Genomic DNA, 15,657 nt, shown 5'->3' on the forward strand with positions numbered 1-15,657 from the left:
ACCACTTGTCTTTCGACACAGAAAATAGCGTACCATCTTTTCCCTTGACGTTTGAGAATCAGTTGCTTGATTGTTCCTTCGAGTGGTCTGTGAAGTATGATATCTATTTCTCCCAGCTTTGTATTGTATAATTTACCGTTATCAGAAAAAGACATGGCATAGCGATGCTTTCCATTTCGTTTGAACCCAAATTGCGGAAATGTCATACTCGTGTAGTCTTTATACTTTTTCTGTTTTGGATACTTTGCATCTTTACGAAAGAAATTATCAAACGCTTTTTTCAGACGCGCAAAAACTTCTTGTAGCGGCTGAGAAGGCATTTCTTTTAGAAAAGGATACGTATTCTTGTCCAATGTAAGTTGTCTTTGCATATCATAGCGATTGTAATTTTCTTTATTTTGCTTATATTTCCGTTCTTTGTCTAACAAGGCAGAATTGTAGGTTTGACGACAATATTGTAGCCAACAGTCTAGCACTTCTTTTTGCGCTTCTGTGGGAAAGATTTCATATTTTTGGTTCAACAACATTGTCATCACCCCCCATTCGTTTTGTCCTTGTGTTTCGGCATTGCTTTAGAATTTCTAATGGTGCACCGCCTACAGTCAGCAAACAATAACTTTGAGATCAAAGGTATTCTTTCTATAATTTCTGTCTTATTTGAGGAAATTCCTTTTTCATTCCTTTGGCTTACGCCAACCAAAATTCATCTCCTCCCTACTCATTGGGCTTCACCCTTCTCATTCCTTGAGGAAAGGGAATTCTTTTGGAAGTATGTTAAAGTCTTGCAGAAGCTTTTTAATGAAAATACCAAAACAAAAAGGCCGCTTTACACGGCCTTTTTACTCTTAGAAAGTGAATATTCCTTTTTAAGCTGAAGATCTTTATTTTGATTCCTTTCTGCCAACCAAAATGGATAGGACCGATAAAAGGATAAGAATACTTGCACATACAATAGAGTTAATTATATTCCCCGCATTGAACAAGAAGAAAATAAAAATAATTGCCAAGGCAGCTGCTGCAAACAAGGTGCTGTATGGAAAGAACCACACGCGAAAATACGGCATTTTAGGATACTGTTTACGCAACTTGAATTGCGCAAGGCAAATGCTAGTCCAAATGAGCAAAACAGTAAAGCCCGGGATAGACATCAAATAGCCAAAAACATGCTCTGGTGTAAGGAACGCGATAAAAGATCCAATTAATAAACCAGTGCAACTGACAAGAACTCCCCAGACAGGAACACCGCGCTTAGTAAGACGCGAGAATAAAGCAGGAGCTTCTTTATTTTGCGCTAGAGAGTACAAAATACGGGAAGTAGCATACATTCCTGAATTGGCAGCCGACAACACAGCGGTCAATAAAATAAAGTTCATAATATGTGCTACACCTTGTAATCCGGTTGCCGAGAAGACCTGTACGAAAGGACTGCCTTGCTTTCCTACTTCGTCCCAAGGGATAAGTCCAGTGATGATGAGAATAGGTAATGTGTAAAATAAGACCACTCGAAACATGACCCCTTTTATTACTTTAGGAAGCGTCTGTTCCACGTTTTTCGTTTCTGTTACAGTTAATCCGATTAATTCTGAGCCTCCGAAAGAAAAGACAACTATTAAGAGTGCTGTAAAAATACTTCCCCATCCTTTTGGAAAGAATCCGCCGTGACTTGTATAGTTTGTAAAATATGCTGCTTCATGATTTGGAATGAGGCCAAATAATAAGGCAAAACCAAGCAAAATAAATAAAACAAGCGTAATAATTTTGAAACTCGCAAGCCAAAACTCTATTTCACCGTAAAGTTTGACGCTAAACAAATTGATCAAGAGGAGAAGCGCAGTACATGCTAAACTAAGCAACCATAAAGGAGCGGATGGAATCCAGTATTGTAAAAAGCTCCCTCCTGCCAAAACCTCAACAATAATAACTAAAATCCAGTCGACCCAGTAGAGCCAACCAATGACAAAGGCGAAACGGGAACCGAAAGCTTTTTGAATCATCCCTTGAATATTTAAACCTGGATAAGCAATAGCCATTTCTGCTATTGCACTCATAACAATGAGAAGAAGAAACCCTGCAAATAAATAAGAAAAAACGATACCAGGTCCTGCAGCTGAAATCGTATCTGCACTTCCTTTGAAAATTCCTGTCCCAATCATCCCGCCTATTGCCATAAGCCTGATGTGGCGCGGTTGCAGTTCGCGTTTCAATTGTTGTTGTGCCATGTCTAATCCCCCTTTAGTAATAAAATAGAAACAAGATTAATATCTTTTTCTAGAAAGTGATTACGTAACATCACTAACTGCTGCATAGTTCTCCCTAGTTGATGTAATATTTAAACTATACAATAATCTTTTTGATTTTGGCATATATTTTTGAAGCGTATTTTGAGGAAATATGAGGGAGAACATTTCATAATCAACAGTTTTTGAAACATCCTAAGTTAGTAAAAAGAACCTTTTATAAAAAAAGCCATTTTATAAGTATGGTGATGTTTTTAATTTTTAGCTCTTAATTTTTGCTTAGAATAGAAATTTTTTTGTACAAAGAAAAAAAATAGTGGCGATTTTTTCATCGCCACCGTTGCATCAGTTTTTTCTATTTAGAATTGTTTTTGAGTATTTGAATGTTTTTATCTCTTTCTCCACCATCGGAAAGTTCCTCTGAAAATTCATGGTCTGCTTTCTTTCCTAACAGGAGTTCAGATGACCGAATTGTGCTGGATGACAAATTATTATTCGGTGCTGCCTGTTCATTCCATTTTCCCATCAAAATCACCTCTTTTTTATTATCGGATTTTTGTCACGATTTTATTAAAAATCACCGATAAAAAATGCTTGATTTCATTTTTGCTTAGCAAGGTATAATGATGGAAAAGCGTGTTCCCTTTCCTTTTTTACTCCTTATTTCTATATCTCCGTTTAATTCTTTAATAATACTATAAGCGATCATAGTACCTAATCCAGTTCCTTTTTCTTTTGTTGAATAAAACGGCGTAGCAATTCGCTTTATTTCTTGTGGAGACATTCCAATTCCCGAATCGATAATATCAATCACAATATTATTTTTTATTTTTTGTGCATGAATTTGTAATACTCCACCATCTTCCATAGCTTCAATTCCATTTTGGATAATATTGATTAAGCATTGTTTTAGTTTCTCAGAGTTAGCATTTATATACAGATTACTTGTAACACTGCTCTTTATTTCAACACTATATGAAAGTGCTAATGGTGAAATAATATTTGTTACCTCTTGAAAAATAAAATTAATATTTAGTAATTGTTTTATCGTATTTTGTGGTCTCGTTAGAGATACATAATTATTAATAATAAATTGTACTTTTTCCAATTCCATTAACATAATCTTTAAATAATTATCTTGAGATGTTTTTGAAATTTCATTTTCATGGAATAATTGAGTAAATCCATACACAGTAGTCAGTGGATTATGAATCTCATGCGCAATCGATGCAGCTAGTTCACTAACCGCATAAAATTTTTCTGCCCTTTGAATTTTTTCTTTCATTCTAAATTTCTCAATCATTCCCTCTACTAAATAAACAGATAACATTCCTGTGAAAATATTAATCATTACATAATTAGCCAAAAATTCAATAAAAACAGCTTCGATTTTACCACTTATTTTAATTTGAGTTATTGTAGCAAAGATAGAAAGAGCACTGGTACAAATCAAAATAAATAGTATGTTAAACAATATTTTTTTTCTCCTAAAATGAACGGGTAGAAAGTAACGGAATATTGTCGTAACAGCCGCAGTCATACTATATATAATAACTGATGGAAAAAAGCCGTTCCCACCTAAATAAAACCTATAAGAAATAAATACAATACCTATAAAAATAATGCTTCTTGTATTTCCGTATAGCAAAACTAAAAGAATTGGAATAAAACGTAAATCATAAATATATCCATCATGTAATCGAAAAGGGAATGTCATACAAAGAACAATTGCAATCGATGAAAGAAAGGAAATTAGTATATCGTTACGTGCTTTTTTTTCTGTCTTATCTAGCCAAAATACTTGATAACTAAGGATACAAATTATAATAATAAATGCATTTAATAGTAGCGTAGAGATTCCCAAATTCTATACCTCCCTAATTTTGGGTAAGGGGGATAATACATTCATTCCAGAGTGTATATCTTTACATTCCGATATTCAAATCAACGTTTATTAGGTTTTTTATCCTTTAAAATAACAGATAAGTAGTGGTACCTTTTACGGCTTATATTAAATTTAATAATCATTTGGTATAGAAAAAATACATGAAAAATATTTCTGAAAATTCAGTTAATTAATAAAGAAATAAAAAAATCCACTTTATTATTTATCTAAAAATAACATGAAAGCGCTCTAATTACAATTACCAAAACTGAAATTTCTACCTTTTTCGTCATTTCTCTCGCATTAACGAGCAGTAAGACCCCAACCTCAAGGTGCAGAAAGGAACAAGGAAGATAGGTGAGGGATAACTGCCCGTTAAAACCCGATTGGTGAGAGCTTTCCTTCAGTGTGGGATGAAGCCCCCACTGAAGGAAGTTTCACCTTATCCCGCTATTTGCGGACAATAAGACCCTAAGGAGATTTCACCTTATATGATATATAAGCTACCTTTGAAGCGAATATTTTTCATTTCATCCAAAACTCTATTGAAACAACTCGTTCAAGACTTGCATATGATACTAGGACAAGCTTTAAAAAGTCGTTTTCTAGGTAATGTAAACGATCAATTTGTCCTACAGAGACTCTTTTCCTAACGGGATAGTAACCGTCTAATCTATATCCGAGAAGGTCCACATACCTAAAAAAGAAAAAATCACCTAACGTTTACAAAAAAAAAAGGACACCCGATAGCTTGATTAGACTAGTATATAAATAGAAAGGTGTAATGTGAAACAATGTCTAAATCAAAAAGATTAATTAGAATGGAAATGCAGTCAAAAGATGAAAACATTACAGTAAGAAATGTAAATGCACTTGCAAATGGAACGAATATACCACTCCCTGGCACTAATTCACCGGAGAATGAACCGAGTGTAGCAGTTAATCCAATGAATCCCTTAACCATTATTGCTGTCTCCCATGATTATACAAAGAATGGATTTGCTCTTTTCCGCTCCTTTAATGGAGGCAATACATTTACTGGCTCGATTTTACCTGTTACCACCAGTTTTGATGTCTTGTCAGATCCAATTATAGATTTCGGTTTAAACAATATATCATTGATATCAGGAATCGCAGTTAAGAATGCAACAAATGAGGCATCTATAATTGTCTTTCGTTCAGTAGACGGTGGACAAAATTACGCGAATTCAATCATCGTTTCTACTGAAACAGGTAACGGAATCTTTGATGACAAAGAATACCTGGCCATCGATAAATCTCCGACAAGTCCCTTTGTGGGCAATGCATATATTAGCTACACCCGGTTCACGGGTAATTTCACTAATTCACAAATTTTACTTCAAAGATCGGTAAATGGCGGATTAAACTGGTTACCACCAGTTCCCATCACACCCGTACTTCCCGGACTTCCTTTTGTTCAAGGATCAAATGTTCAAGTAGGTCCAAATGGAGGAGTATATGTCGCTTGGACTGAAGGAGATTTTAATAATGCCTTGTTTAAAATACGCCGTTCAGATGATGGCGGAATTACATTTGGACCTACGATTACCGTGAGTAATATCGTTGAGGTTCCTTCTCCATTGAATGCCAAGGTCCCTCAATGGGGATTCCGTGTTCCCACATTTGCTTTTCTTGCGGTAGATACTTCAGGATGTTTTGGTTCTGCAGAGTTTGCAAGAGTTTATGCGGCGTGGCAGGACTTTCGATCTGGAAATGCTCACATCCTCTTGTCTTTTTCCGATGACGGCGGAGCCAACTGGTCTGCTCCTATACGAGTCGATAATAGCCCAGAGGGTTCTCAAAATTTTTTCCCATTTGTTACAGCTTCACCGTGTAGCGGCACCGTAAACGTGATTTACTATACAAACCGGGAATCTACTACCCTTCTAGATGTTTTTGGAGCAAAATCCCTTGATGGAGGCCTTTCATTTACAAGCAATTCACGAATAACAGACGTTTCTTTTAATCCTAATGCCGATCCGTCTTTTGGTGAACCATGCCAATTTATCGGTGACTATATTTTTGCAGCTATAAGCCCACCAAATGCGTCAGAACCAGAAAAATTAATCTCAGTATGGACTGATACGCTCAGCGGAAGTCAAGATATCTTTGCTAACATCGATGACCAAACTCGCACCCCCATCATCAGCTGCCCCGCCAACATCACTCAAAATAATGCCCCTGGTCAATGCGGGGCGGTAGTGGTATTTCCACCACCTTCCGTAAATAATATCTGCCCAGGTGCTACTGTTGCCTGTACACCAGCATCAGGTTCCTTTTTCCCTGTTGGGACTACAACTGTCACTTGCATGGCTACCGACCCTTGCGGAGGATCAGCACAATGCTCTTTTACCGTTACAGTAAAAGATATCGAACCGCCTACTATTGCCTGTCCTGCTAACATTACTCAAGTGAACGATCCGAGCAAATGTGGTGCTATTGTTCATTATCCAGCACCCGTCATTTCTGATAACTGTCCTGGTGTGACTGCTGTTTGTTCACCTGCATCTGGATCTTTCTTTCCTGTTGGGACTACAACTGTTACTTGTACCGCTACAGATACTGCTGGCAATACAGCTATATGCTCTTTTACCGTCACAGTGAAAGATATCGAACCGCCTACTATCACATGTTCTGCCAACATTACTCAGGCAAATGATCCAGGGGAATCTGGTGCTATTGTTCATTATCCAGCACCTGTCGTTTCTGATAACTGTCCTGGTGTGACTGCTGTTTGTTCACCTGCATCTGGATCTTTCTTTCCTGTTGGGACTACAATGGTCACTTGTACCGCTACCGATGCCACCGGTAATACAGCTACCTGCTCCTTTACTGTAACAGTTACGAATGAAGCGCCGCCTCCCCTTATACCTTGCCCTGCAAACATTATTAATTGTCGCTTGTATCCCAACATATGTTGTCAATAATACAGCTATATACTCTTTTACTGTAACGGTCATGAACATTATTATTACATTCGCTTTTTTAACAGAAAAATCATAAATCCATTTTTTACTACCGATAATCTTGATTAAATGAATCAAAAAAAGAGCGGCCATTACGGACGCTCTTTTCATTTCTAACGAATTAAATAAGCATTTGACTAAGTCTTCAAAACGCAATCATATCTCAATGCGAAAAACGTTACATTAGCACTCTTCAGGCTTACCAGCATTCGTTGCTGTGCGGAATGATGATCCACAGCCGCATGATGCAATAGCATTTGGATTGTCGATTGTAAACCCGCCGCCAAGCATTGATTGCTTATAATCGATTTTTACTCCTTTTACAATCGGAGCACTTTCTTTATCAATAACAAATTCAACACCGAAAAATTCAAGAACTGTGTCGTCTTCGTTCGGTTCTCTTTCAAATCCTAATCCGTAAGAAAGACCGCTACATCCACCGCCGTGCACTGCAAGGCGAACGTATTTCTCTCCATCTTCAGCATCTTTTAACATATCTTTAATTTGATATGCTGCTTGTTCTGTTACAGTAATCATAGAATCCACCTTCCTTTCTTCTTTCATTCTATTATACATCTTTACTCTTCAATCTTATAATAATATACACCGCTGCAAGTGACTTCTGCAGGCCCATTCATTAAAACTGTTCCTTCTTCTGTCCACGTAATCATTAAATCTCCACCTGCTAAATGAACAGTAATTTCTTGCCCGCGCTTCATCTTCCCGTTCAAGATTGCTGCTACAACTGCGGCGCATGCTCCTGTTCCACATGCTTGTGTAATACCAGAACCGCGTTCCCATACACGGAAATGCAATTCACGATCATTTAATACTTCAATAAATTCCACATTTACGCTTTCTGGAAACATCTCATGTGTTTCCAAAACAGGTCCTAATGTTGTCAGCGGCGCTTCATCAATATCATCCACGAAAATAACAGCATGTGGATTTCCCATTGAGACAGCTGTAAATATATAACGATGGTTACTGTACAAGAAATCTTCACGAATAAATGGCGTTTCACCTTCACCTAGCATCGGTAAATCAATGCGTTTTAATCGCGGTGCACCCATATCAATCGTAGCTGAAGTTACGATTCCATTTTCAACCTTTACTTCTGCTGTAACGATTCCTGCTAACGTTTCAATTGTAAAAACAGTCTCTTCTACTAATTTATGCTCATATGCATACTTTGCAACGCAGCGCAGCCCATTCCCGCAGCTTTTTCCTTCTGATCCGTCTTTATTAAAAATACGCATTTTCACAGGAGCAACTTCAGATGGACAAATTAAAATCATTCCATCAGAACCAATCCCCGTATTCACATTTGACACTTTTTCAGCAACTTCTGCTAAATGCTCTTCTGCAATTTGTTCTTCAAACATATTTACATAAATATAATTATTTCCAAGGCCGTGCATTTTCGTGAAAGAAAGTTGTTCCATATTGTTTCACTCCAAAATTTTTTATTGTTATAAGTATAAAATGAGCGCTTTTGGAAAACAATAAGAATGTCCCCCGTTTCTCATATTCAACGACATTTTAGCGTAACAAGGTCGTGCTTACACGTATCGTGTAAGAAAAAAGCCCTTCAACAAAGGGCTTTCTTTTTTTATATACGTTGCTGCATTAGTTAGACTGTTCCTTCAAGGTGATTTTATGCGTTTCCCCTTTACCAAATAAAAAAGACGCTGCCTCTTTGCAACGTCTTAAAACATCGGATTTTCATCTAAATAATCGTATATGTTTTTCACAAGTTCTTCCGGTGTTTCGCCTTTTACAACTTCACCGTTCACAAGTGCATACGGTCCTTCAAAACAAATACCGCAATAACCAAGACAGCCATACTCAATCACATCTAAATTCGGATCTTTCTCCAGTTGTTCCCGTGCCTTTTGCGCGCCACTTGCAAGGTTGCCGACACAAAATTCAATTAACGGTTTAATCACCCTAATCCCCCCTACATCTATATATTAACCCTTGTTTTATAACAGTAAAACTAAGATGTTTGTATAAGTCGAGTTAAAACGACTAAAATTTTCAATCGTTTCATTCTGTAATCCTTAATAAAAAGCACTTTTCGGTCAAAAACTGCAGCATTCTACAATTTTTTCACAAATCGCCCCACTTTTCTTCTTATTGTACAACAGATTATGCATTCATACATTGTTATTTGCTTCTAAATTCGATATAATTTGAGTGGGTAAAGTCAAAATATTTTTGTAATATAAAAACTTTTTATGATCAGGGGATATTTCAATAGAAAAGGGGTAATCCATCATGAAGCACCTCGTAATACTTGGTGGGGGCTACGGTGGAATGAGAGTTTTACAGCGTCTTCTTCCGAGCAACCAACTTCCGGATGATGTTCAAGTGACATTAATCGACAAGGTACCGTATCACTGTTTTAAAACAGAATACTACGCATTAGTAGCAGGAACGATTTCTGAAACGCATATTCGCATTCCATTTCCAGAACATCCACGACTTAATATTCAATATGGGACTATAACGAATGTTGATTTAGAAAACAAAGCCGTTCATCTTGATGACGGTGCAATTGTGAATTATGATGACTTAATTATTGGACTTGGTTGTGAAGACAACTATCACAACGTTCCAGGAGCGCAAGAAAATACGTATAGCCTTCAATCCATTGAACAAGTTCGTCAAACATATCAACAACTAAACGGTTTAGAGCCACACGCAACAGTTGCTGTTGTAGGAGCTGGGCTAAGCGGTGTTGAAGTAGCAAGCGAGCTTCGCGAAAGCCGTCCAGACTTAAACATCTATTTATTTGACCGAAAAGATCGCATTCTTTTCCCATTCCCAGAAAAATTAAGCAGATACGTAGAAGAGTGGTTTTTGAAACATAACGTTACAATCATTCGTAACTCGAACATTACAAAAGTAGAACCAAATATTGTGTATAATCACGATGAACCACTTGAATGCGATGCAATCGTATGGACAGCCGGCATTCAAGCGAGTGAAATTGTTCGTAATCTACCTGTCGAGCACGATAATAGCGGTCGGGTTGTATTAACAAAATATCATAATATCCCAGAATATGAGAACGTGTATGTGTTAGGTGACTGCGCTGCATTGCCGCATGCACCATCTGCTCAACTTGCAGAAGGACAAGGTGAACAAATTGTCCAAATATTATTAAAACGTTGGAATAATGAAACATTACCAGAAGAACTACCTGTTATTAAATTAAAAGGTGTTCTTGGTTCTCTTGGTAAAAAACACGGTTTCGGTTTACTCGCAAATCAGCCGTTAATGGGCCGCGTACCTCGCCTTTTAAAATCAGGTATTCTTTGGATGTATAAACATCATAATGGTTAAGCAAAAAAACAAGAGCCGCCATGCAGCTCTTGTTTTTTATTACCTATATATACATTGGAAGCGATTTCAATGAAAACAAACAAAAGTATGAACTTCTTTTATCCCGCTATTCGCGGGCAGTAAAACCCCCACTGACAGAAGTTTCACTTTATCCCGCATTAACGGGCAGTAAGACCCCACCTCAAGATTCAAGAGAAACAAGGAAGATAGGTGGGGATAACTGCCCGTAAAAGCCCGATTGGTGAGAGCTAACCATCAGTGGGGGGGTGAAAAAACCTCCCCCACTGATGGAAGTTTCACTTTATCTTCCCCACTTCTTCTTGCATTCCTCTATCCCAAACAATAAGTACTGCTTCGTCATCTTAGCACGTCTCCATCTCGATAAGGACGGTTTCATCCCTTCCTTTTGACGCATCCGATACACGTCTTGCAGCAACGGTTCCCACTTCTTAGAAGATTTCATCATATATTGCAGCCCTTCATCTTTAGAAACAATACGTTCCGTTTCTAACGTGTATATGATACGTCCCATTGTCACAACTGCAAACTCCACCCATTCTGTGGATAAAAATAAATAAGAGCGTTTTACTTTCTCGCTCCAATATTGTTCCACATTGTATTTCATTGTGCTCACAACATCATCCCACGTTACTGCATATGGAAGCTCGTTTGCTGTTTTCCCCAAAACAGTAATACCTTGATTTTTTAATGTCCACCACGTCACAGAATTAATATCCCAATGTCCTTCATTCGTTTTTCCATCTGAACAATATAAATACGGTGACATCTCATGATTTTGCTTTCCTACATCAACAAGCGGAATATACATACCATCCATTCTCTTACCAAGATTGTGTTTATAGAGTTTCTTATGTAGTTCACGTATCTTCACTTTCTCTGCTTCACTTACTTGTTCTGTTGTCACCGTTACAAAATCAACATCACTCGTTTCCAAATGAAACGCTCCTAATGCTAAAGAACCATACAAATACACACCAACTAGCTTTTCTTTAACAACGATTTCCTGAAGTCCATTCACGTATTTGTCTAATAAGAGTTTCACTTCTTCTGGTATAGAACGCTCCATTACGATACCCATAAATATACTCCTAACGCAGCTGCCACATTAGGAATCGCTGCAAACGCATTCGTTTTAGCAGATTGAAAACGAGATTCTTTTCGCGTTGGCTTTGCCGAAGCAAATGTCCCCCGCGCTCCTAAAATGAATCCATCTATACAAAGAAATGCTGCACTAACTAAGAAGAAGAGGCTCAGCCAACCTGCTAACGAGTAAATCATCGCTGCATCTCCTTCCATATAGGCAATACCGCTAACTGCAAAAAGCCCTATACTCCCTATTACAAAGCCCTTCTTCATCTCATCCACCCTTTCGAATACAAAAAAAGCCCCTGCGTTTCGTAGTCTACGTTGCAAGAGCTCTGTGAGTTATATTATAGATATTTCTCAATTTCTTCGTATACATCCTTTAAGCGGGGATTACCTTCTCCCACGATTTCACCGTTCACAAGTACAACGGGATAAAATAAGTCTTCTTCAATCACACGCTCAGCAAAAGTTCGTTTTTCTTCCTCTTCTTGCTGTTCGTGAATGTCCACATATTCAAAATGAAATTTCTCTTCTTGTCCTTCATACTTCCGGCCAATTGCTGCTTGCAGCCATTCATACGTTTCTGTTGAAGACGGCATCCCAACACAGCTAGCACATACAACTTTCGCTCCGTAAACGCTAACTTTTATCATATTCTCTCCCCCATTTGCACATACATTTCTTTCTACATCTTATTGTCACATATAAGCAGGAATTTTCCATAAACTATTTTGACAACATAAGAAAGATATTAAAAATAGATTTTCCCCTGTATCTTGATTATAATAAAACTAATGAAAGGAGTCGATAAAAATGGAAAACGAAAACTTACACGAACAAGTAGCAGAAGTATTAGATAAATTACGCCCATTCTTACTTCGCGATGGCGGTGACGTAGAATTAGTAGATGTAGAAGACGGTATCGTTAAATTACGCCTTCTAGGCGCTTGCGGTAGCTGCCCAAGTTCTACAATCACATTAAAAGCTGGTATCGAACGCGCACTTTTAGAAGAAGTACCAGGCGTAATCGAAGTAGAACAAGTATTTTAATATAAAAGCGGAAGCGGCTCACTTAGAAAGCCGCTAAAGCAAAAGGAAGAGACCCACTATGGTCTCTTTTTTCAAAATTACATATTACGTTAACCAATCTAACTTACGAATTTCTAACTTATCAACGGGTAAATGAATAAGGTCATAAAACTGCTTAAGAAATTGTTCTGATTGACCTACCTGCTGCAAAATAGTTTCTAACCGATCTTGGTATACATATTTCTGCGTCTCACTTCCAGCTAAATAGTATCCTTCAATTGTTTCAAAATAATGGAGAGGAAAGAGAAGACGCGCATAGAGCAGACGCCATCCAAAAGAAGATAATGGGTAGTTTCGTTCATAGTCAGTTACAAATTGAACAATTTCTTCTTTCCAGTTTTCCTTTTTTTCAAAAGAAACGTGACGGATCCACTCTGCTAAGTCACGACTTGGATGATCGTATACCCAGTCAACCGGCAGCTTTAATCGCTTCGTTTGCCGCCAAAGTAATGGCGTAAATCGTTCCTGACAAATCGTTGCAGCATCAGCAAGTTGAGGAATATCATCAATTTCTGTATCTACTACATATTGAATCGCATTTTCGGCAAGACCTAAGTAGTAAGGGAATGATTCAATAAATAATTGTTCAAACATATCAGTAGGATGACTCACTACTTTTGACTGCCAAAAGCGTTCGAGCTGATCTAATCGTTTTTCCCACAGCGCCTTCCATTCACCAATTCGGCTGAGATGTTCAACATCATCCGAAAAAAACGTTCCGCGCTTATGAAATAACGATAGCTCGCTTCCTGAAGACATTACATTGCGCTCTAACATACGCATTCCTTTTAGCAAACAATAATTTGCATCTTCTATCTCGCTAACATAATAGCCTTGTATGTTTGGAACAAAAGTCGCAACTGTAAGATCACCTTGCTGATTCATATAATCACTTAACTTCTTCATTTCAACAAGCTCTTCTTCTTGCAAATTTCCCGTCGCAAGAAGCACATAAATTTTATTTCGAACCCAAAAGCTTTGATAGGGCCCGAGGGTTGTAAGTTCTTTGACGTGTATATGATAATGCTCATAAATATGTTGAATCATCGTACTCGCCACCTACATTTTTTCTATATATATATGAGCTTCTGGTTAACTTTCATTCCTATGCACATAGTACACCTATACGTATACAATATTAAAAAGAAAAAAAGGTGATAATTATGACACAACGAAATGAACTACAAGAAAGAGCATTACAATTACTACAAGAACGCGGTGTAACAATTGACGATATTGCAGAACTCGTTCATTTTCTTCAAAAAAAATATCATCCCAATTTAGCAATGGAAGAGTGCCGTTATAACGTAGAACGCGTCTTATCCAAACGCGAAGTACAAAATGCACTCATTACAGGAATTGAGCTGGACGTCCTTGCTGAAAAAGGATTGTTAAGTGCACCTCTTCAAGACATCATCCGTCGTGACGAAGGATTATACGGTGTAGACGAAGTGGTTGCCTTATCTATCGTCAACGTATACGGTTCAATCGGTTTCACAAACTTTGGTTATATCGATAAATTAAAACCAGGTATTTTAGAATATTTAAATGACAAATCAACAGGTAAAGTTCATACATTCCTTGATGATATCGTCGGAGCGATTGCCGCTGCTGCATCAAGTCGTTTAGCGCATAGAGCTGCACATTCTGAATAATAAACCAATAAGAAAAACCAGCTTCTTTAAGCTGGTTTTTCTTATTGGTTTTCACATTCCGCTGCGTCATACTCCATAAGCAAAAATTCCCTTCCCCTGCTCATGAAAGAAACCTTCTTTTGAAAACCTGCTTTCATATACAGATGAATGGCACGTTCATTAAAAGCTGCAACACTTAAACGAATTTTCTCTGGTCTAAATTGCTCTTTCGCAAACTGCAGTCCAGCTTGTAAAAAAGATATCCCCAACCCCTTTCCAGTTAACGTCGGTTTCATTCCAAGTCCAATATCCACAACACACTCACCTGTGTATAACTTTGCATCTTTTCCGCCCGGCACTCGCGCATTATCCCCAAAACAAAAATAACCGATGAGTTCATTACGCTCATTACAAACACCATAATATGTACCGTCCAACAATTCCTCCAGCGTTTCAGACGCTCCGGTAAAACTATATAATTCATACGGCGCATCATATTGCCATACATTTATATCTTTCGCTTCTTCTAACATAAGTGTATGAATGTTCATTTGTACGTTCACCTTCTCTTTCCTTGTACATATTCGCTCACGCTAGTAAAACCCCTGTTTCTCAATCTGTAAAAAGCGTCTTCTTTGACTTCTCAATACAATGTAACTACAATTGTTACAGAATATGTTTTATTCACACTTTGAACATACTACTAACATATCCACAGACAGGAGGATTTGTAATGAAACATTTAATCGTTTATGCACACCCGAATCCACAAAGCTTTAACCATGCAATTTTAGAGACACTTCAAGGACAGTTGCAAGAAAAAGGACACGAAGTACGTGTTCGCGATCTATATGCGATAAACTTCAATCCTGTATTAGCTGCCAATGATTTCATTTCATTTTCACAAGGAAATACACCGGCTGATATTCAGGCAGAACAAGAACATATTACGTGGGCAGATGTCATCACATTTATTTATCCAGTTTGGTGGACAGGTCTTCCTGCTATCTTAAAAGGGTATGTAGAACGTGTATTTAGCCAAGGATTTGCTTTTACATACGGTCCAAATGGCGTTGATAAATTTTTAACAGGCAAAAAAGGGCTACTATTATCCACAATGGGCAATTCGAAAGAAAATTATGATGCAAGCGGCATGTTTGAGGCAATGAAGAAAACAACTGATGCAGGTATTTTTGATTTTACTGGTATCGAAACAGTAGAGCACGCTTTCTATACGAGTGTTCCTTCTGTGGATAATGAGACAAGAAAACAATACCTTGAAGAAGTAAAGGAACTTGTAAATCGTTTATTTTAACGAAAAATCCACCTTGTGAAGGTGGATTTTGTAGTCTCCAATAATTTTAGAT

At 37.6% G+C, this 15,657-nt stretch carries 16 protein-coding genes and 1 pseudogene; 5 read left to right on the forward strand and 12 right to left on the reverse strand.

Annotation, left to right across the window (positions count from 1 at the left end):
• The 4 genes from ACFQZ1_RS00335 to ACFQZ1_RS00350 all read right to left on the reverse strand — a co-directional run.
• On the reverse strand, window positions 1-533 hold a 533-nt coding region (locus ACFQZ1_RS00335), incomplete at its 3' end, for an RNA-guided endonuclease InsQ/TnpB family protein (protein WP_377880118.1).
• 348 nt (window positions 534-881) lie between these two features.
• Window positions 882-2,219 (reverse strand): amino acid permease, encoded by a 1,338-nt coding sequence (locus ACFQZ1_RS00340; RefSeq protein WP_377880119.1) that lies wholly within the window; start codon window positions 2,217-2,219, stop codon window positions 882-884.
• A 373-nt stretch (window positions 2,220-2,592) separates the two neighbouring features.
• Entirely contained in the window at window positions 2,593-2,763 is a 171-nt protein-coding gene (locus ACFQZ1_RS00345) for a hypothetical protein (RefSeq protein ID WP_377880120.1), read from the reverse strand.
• Between the two features lie 84 nt (window positions 2,764-2,847).
• A complete protein-coding gene (locus ACFQZ1_RS00350; RefSeq protein ID WP_377880121.1) occupies window positions 2,848-4,101 on the reverse strand; it encodes an ATP-binding protein in 1,254 nt (417 codons plus the stop codon).
• Between the two features lie 815 nt (window positions 4,102-4,916).
• On the opposite strand from ACFQZ1_RS00350, the gene ACFQZ1_RS00355 reads away from it, so the two are divergent.
• Window positions 4,917-7,070, forward strand: a complete 2,154-nt coding sequence (locus tag ACFQZ1_RS00355) for an HYR domain-containing protein (protein WP_377880122.1) — start codon at window positions 4,917-4,919, stop codon at window positions 7,068-7,070.
• 222 nt (window positions 7,071-7,292) lie between these two features.
• Here the strand turns inward: ACFQZ1_RS00355 and ACFQZ1_RS00360 are convergent, their stop codons facing one another.
• The 3 genes from ACFQZ1_RS00360 to ACFQZ1_RS00370 form a co-directional block, all read right to left on the reverse strand.
• A complete protein-coding gene (locus ACFQZ1_RS00360; RefSeq protein ID WP_098308732.1) occupies window positions 7,293-7,646 on the reverse strand; it encodes a HesB/IscA family protein in 354 nt (117 codons plus the stop codon).
• Window positions 7,647-7,687: 41 nt separating this feature from the next.
• Complete coding sequence (gene dapF / locus ACFQZ1_RS00365) at window positions 7,688-8,554, reverse strand: diaminopimelate epimerase (RefSeq protein WP_377880123.1); 867 nt, start codon at window positions 8,552-8,554, stop codon at window positions 7,688-7,690.
• Window positions 8,555-8,818: 264 nt separating this feature from the next.
• The gene (locus ACFQZ1_RS00370; RefSeq protein WP_098308736.1) at window positions 8,819-9,058 is read right to left on the reverse strand and encodes a YuzB family protein; all 240 of its coding nucleotides are present in this window, start codon (window positions 9,056-9,058) and stop codon (window positions 8,819-8,821) included.
• A 331-nt stretch (window positions 9,059-9,389) separates the two neighbouring features.
• Here ACFQZ1_RS00370 and ACFQZ1_RS00375 point away from each other — a divergent pair, with 331 nt between their 5' ends.
• Window positions 9,390-10,460 (forward strand): NAD(P)/FAD-dependent oxidoreductase, encoded by a 1,071-nt coding sequence (locus tag ACFQZ1_RS00375; protein WP_377880124.1) that lies wholly within the window; start codon window positions 9,390-9,392, stop codon window positions 10,458-10,460.
• A 301-nt stretch (window positions 10,461-10,761) separates the two neighbouring features.
• Here the strand turns inward: ACFQZ1_RS00375 and ACFQZ1_RS00380 are convergent, their stop codons facing one another.
• From ACFQZ1_RS00380 to ACFQZ1_RS00390, 3 genes are all read right to left on the reverse strand, one after another.
• Entirely contained in the window at window positions 10,762-11,559 is a 798-nt protein-coding gene (locus ACFQZ1_RS00380) for a nucleotidyltransferase domain-containing protein (RefSeq protein ID WP_377880125.1), read from the reverse strand.
• The gene (locus ACFQZ1_RS00385) at window positions 11,547-11,837 is read right to left on the reverse strand and encodes a hypothetical protein (protein ID WP_377880127.1); all 291 of its coding nucleotides are present in this window, start codon (window positions 11,835-11,837) and stop codon (window positions 11,547-11,549) included. The genes ACFQZ1_RS00380 and ACFQZ1_RS00385 overlap by 13 nt, the downstream gene beginning before the upstream one ends.
• A gap of 74 nt (window positions 11,838-11,911) precedes the next feature.
• The gene (locus ACFQZ1_RS00390) at window positions 11,912-12,220 is read right to left on the reverse strand and encodes a YuzD family protein (RefSeq protein ID WP_377880128.1); all 309 of its coding nucleotides are present in this window, start codon (window positions 12,218-12,220) and stop codon (window positions 11,912-11,914) included.
• Window positions 12,221-12,398: 178 nt separating this feature from the next.
• On the opposite strand from ACFQZ1_RS00390, the pseudogene ACFQZ1_RS00395 reads away from it, so the two are divergent.
• Window positions 12,399-12,617: pseudogene (locus tag ACFQZ1_RS00395) on the forward strand (NifU family protein); the annotation flags it as partial.
• 84 nt (window positions 12,618-12,701) lie between these two features.
• Here the strand turns inward: ACFQZ1_RS00395 and yutH are convergent.
• Window positions 12,702-13,703 (reverse strand): spore coat putative kinase YutH, encoded by a 1,002-nt coding sequence (yutH, locus tag ACFQZ1_RS00400; RefSeq protein ID WP_377880129.1) that lies wholly within the window; start codon window positions 13,701-13,703, stop codon window positions 12,702-12,704.
• Between the two features lie 116 nt (window positions 13,704-13,819).
• Here yutH and ACFQZ1_RS00405 point away from each other — a divergent pair, with 116 nt between their 5' ends.
• Complete coding sequence (locus tag ACFQZ1_RS00405) at window positions 13,820-14,311, forward strand: phosphatidylglycerophosphatase A family protein (protein ID WP_377880130.1); 492 nt, start codon at window positions 13,820-13,822, stop codon at window positions 14,309-14,311.
• 41 nt (window positions 14,312-14,352) lie between these two features.
• On the opposite strand, the gene ACFQZ1_RS00410 is transcribed toward ACFQZ1_RS00405, so the two are convergent.
• Window positions 14,353-14,841 carry a GNAT family N-acetyltransferase gene (locus ACFQZ1_RS00410; protein ID WP_377880131.1) on the reverse strand — a complete coding sequence of 163 codons (489 nt, stop codon included), beginning with the start codon at window positions 14,839-14,841 and terminating at the stop codon, window positions 14,353-14,355.
• 182 nt (window positions 14,842-15,023) lie between these two features.
• On the opposite strand from ACFQZ1_RS00410, the gene ACFQZ1_RS00415 reads away from it, so the two are divergent.
• Complete coding sequence (locus ACFQZ1_RS00415) at window positions 15,024-15,605, forward strand: NAD(P)H-dependent oxidoreductase (protein WP_377880132.1); 582 nt, start codon at window positions 15,024-15,026, stop codon at window positions 15,603-15,605.
• Window positions 15,606-15,657 lie beyond the last annotated feature (52 nt).

Source organism: Bacillus sp. CGMCC 1.60114 (assembly GCF_042676365.1).
Taxonomy (GTDB): domain Bacteria; phylum Bacillota; class Bacilli; order Bacillales; family Bacillaceae_G; genus Bacillus_A; species Bacillus_A rhizoplanae_A.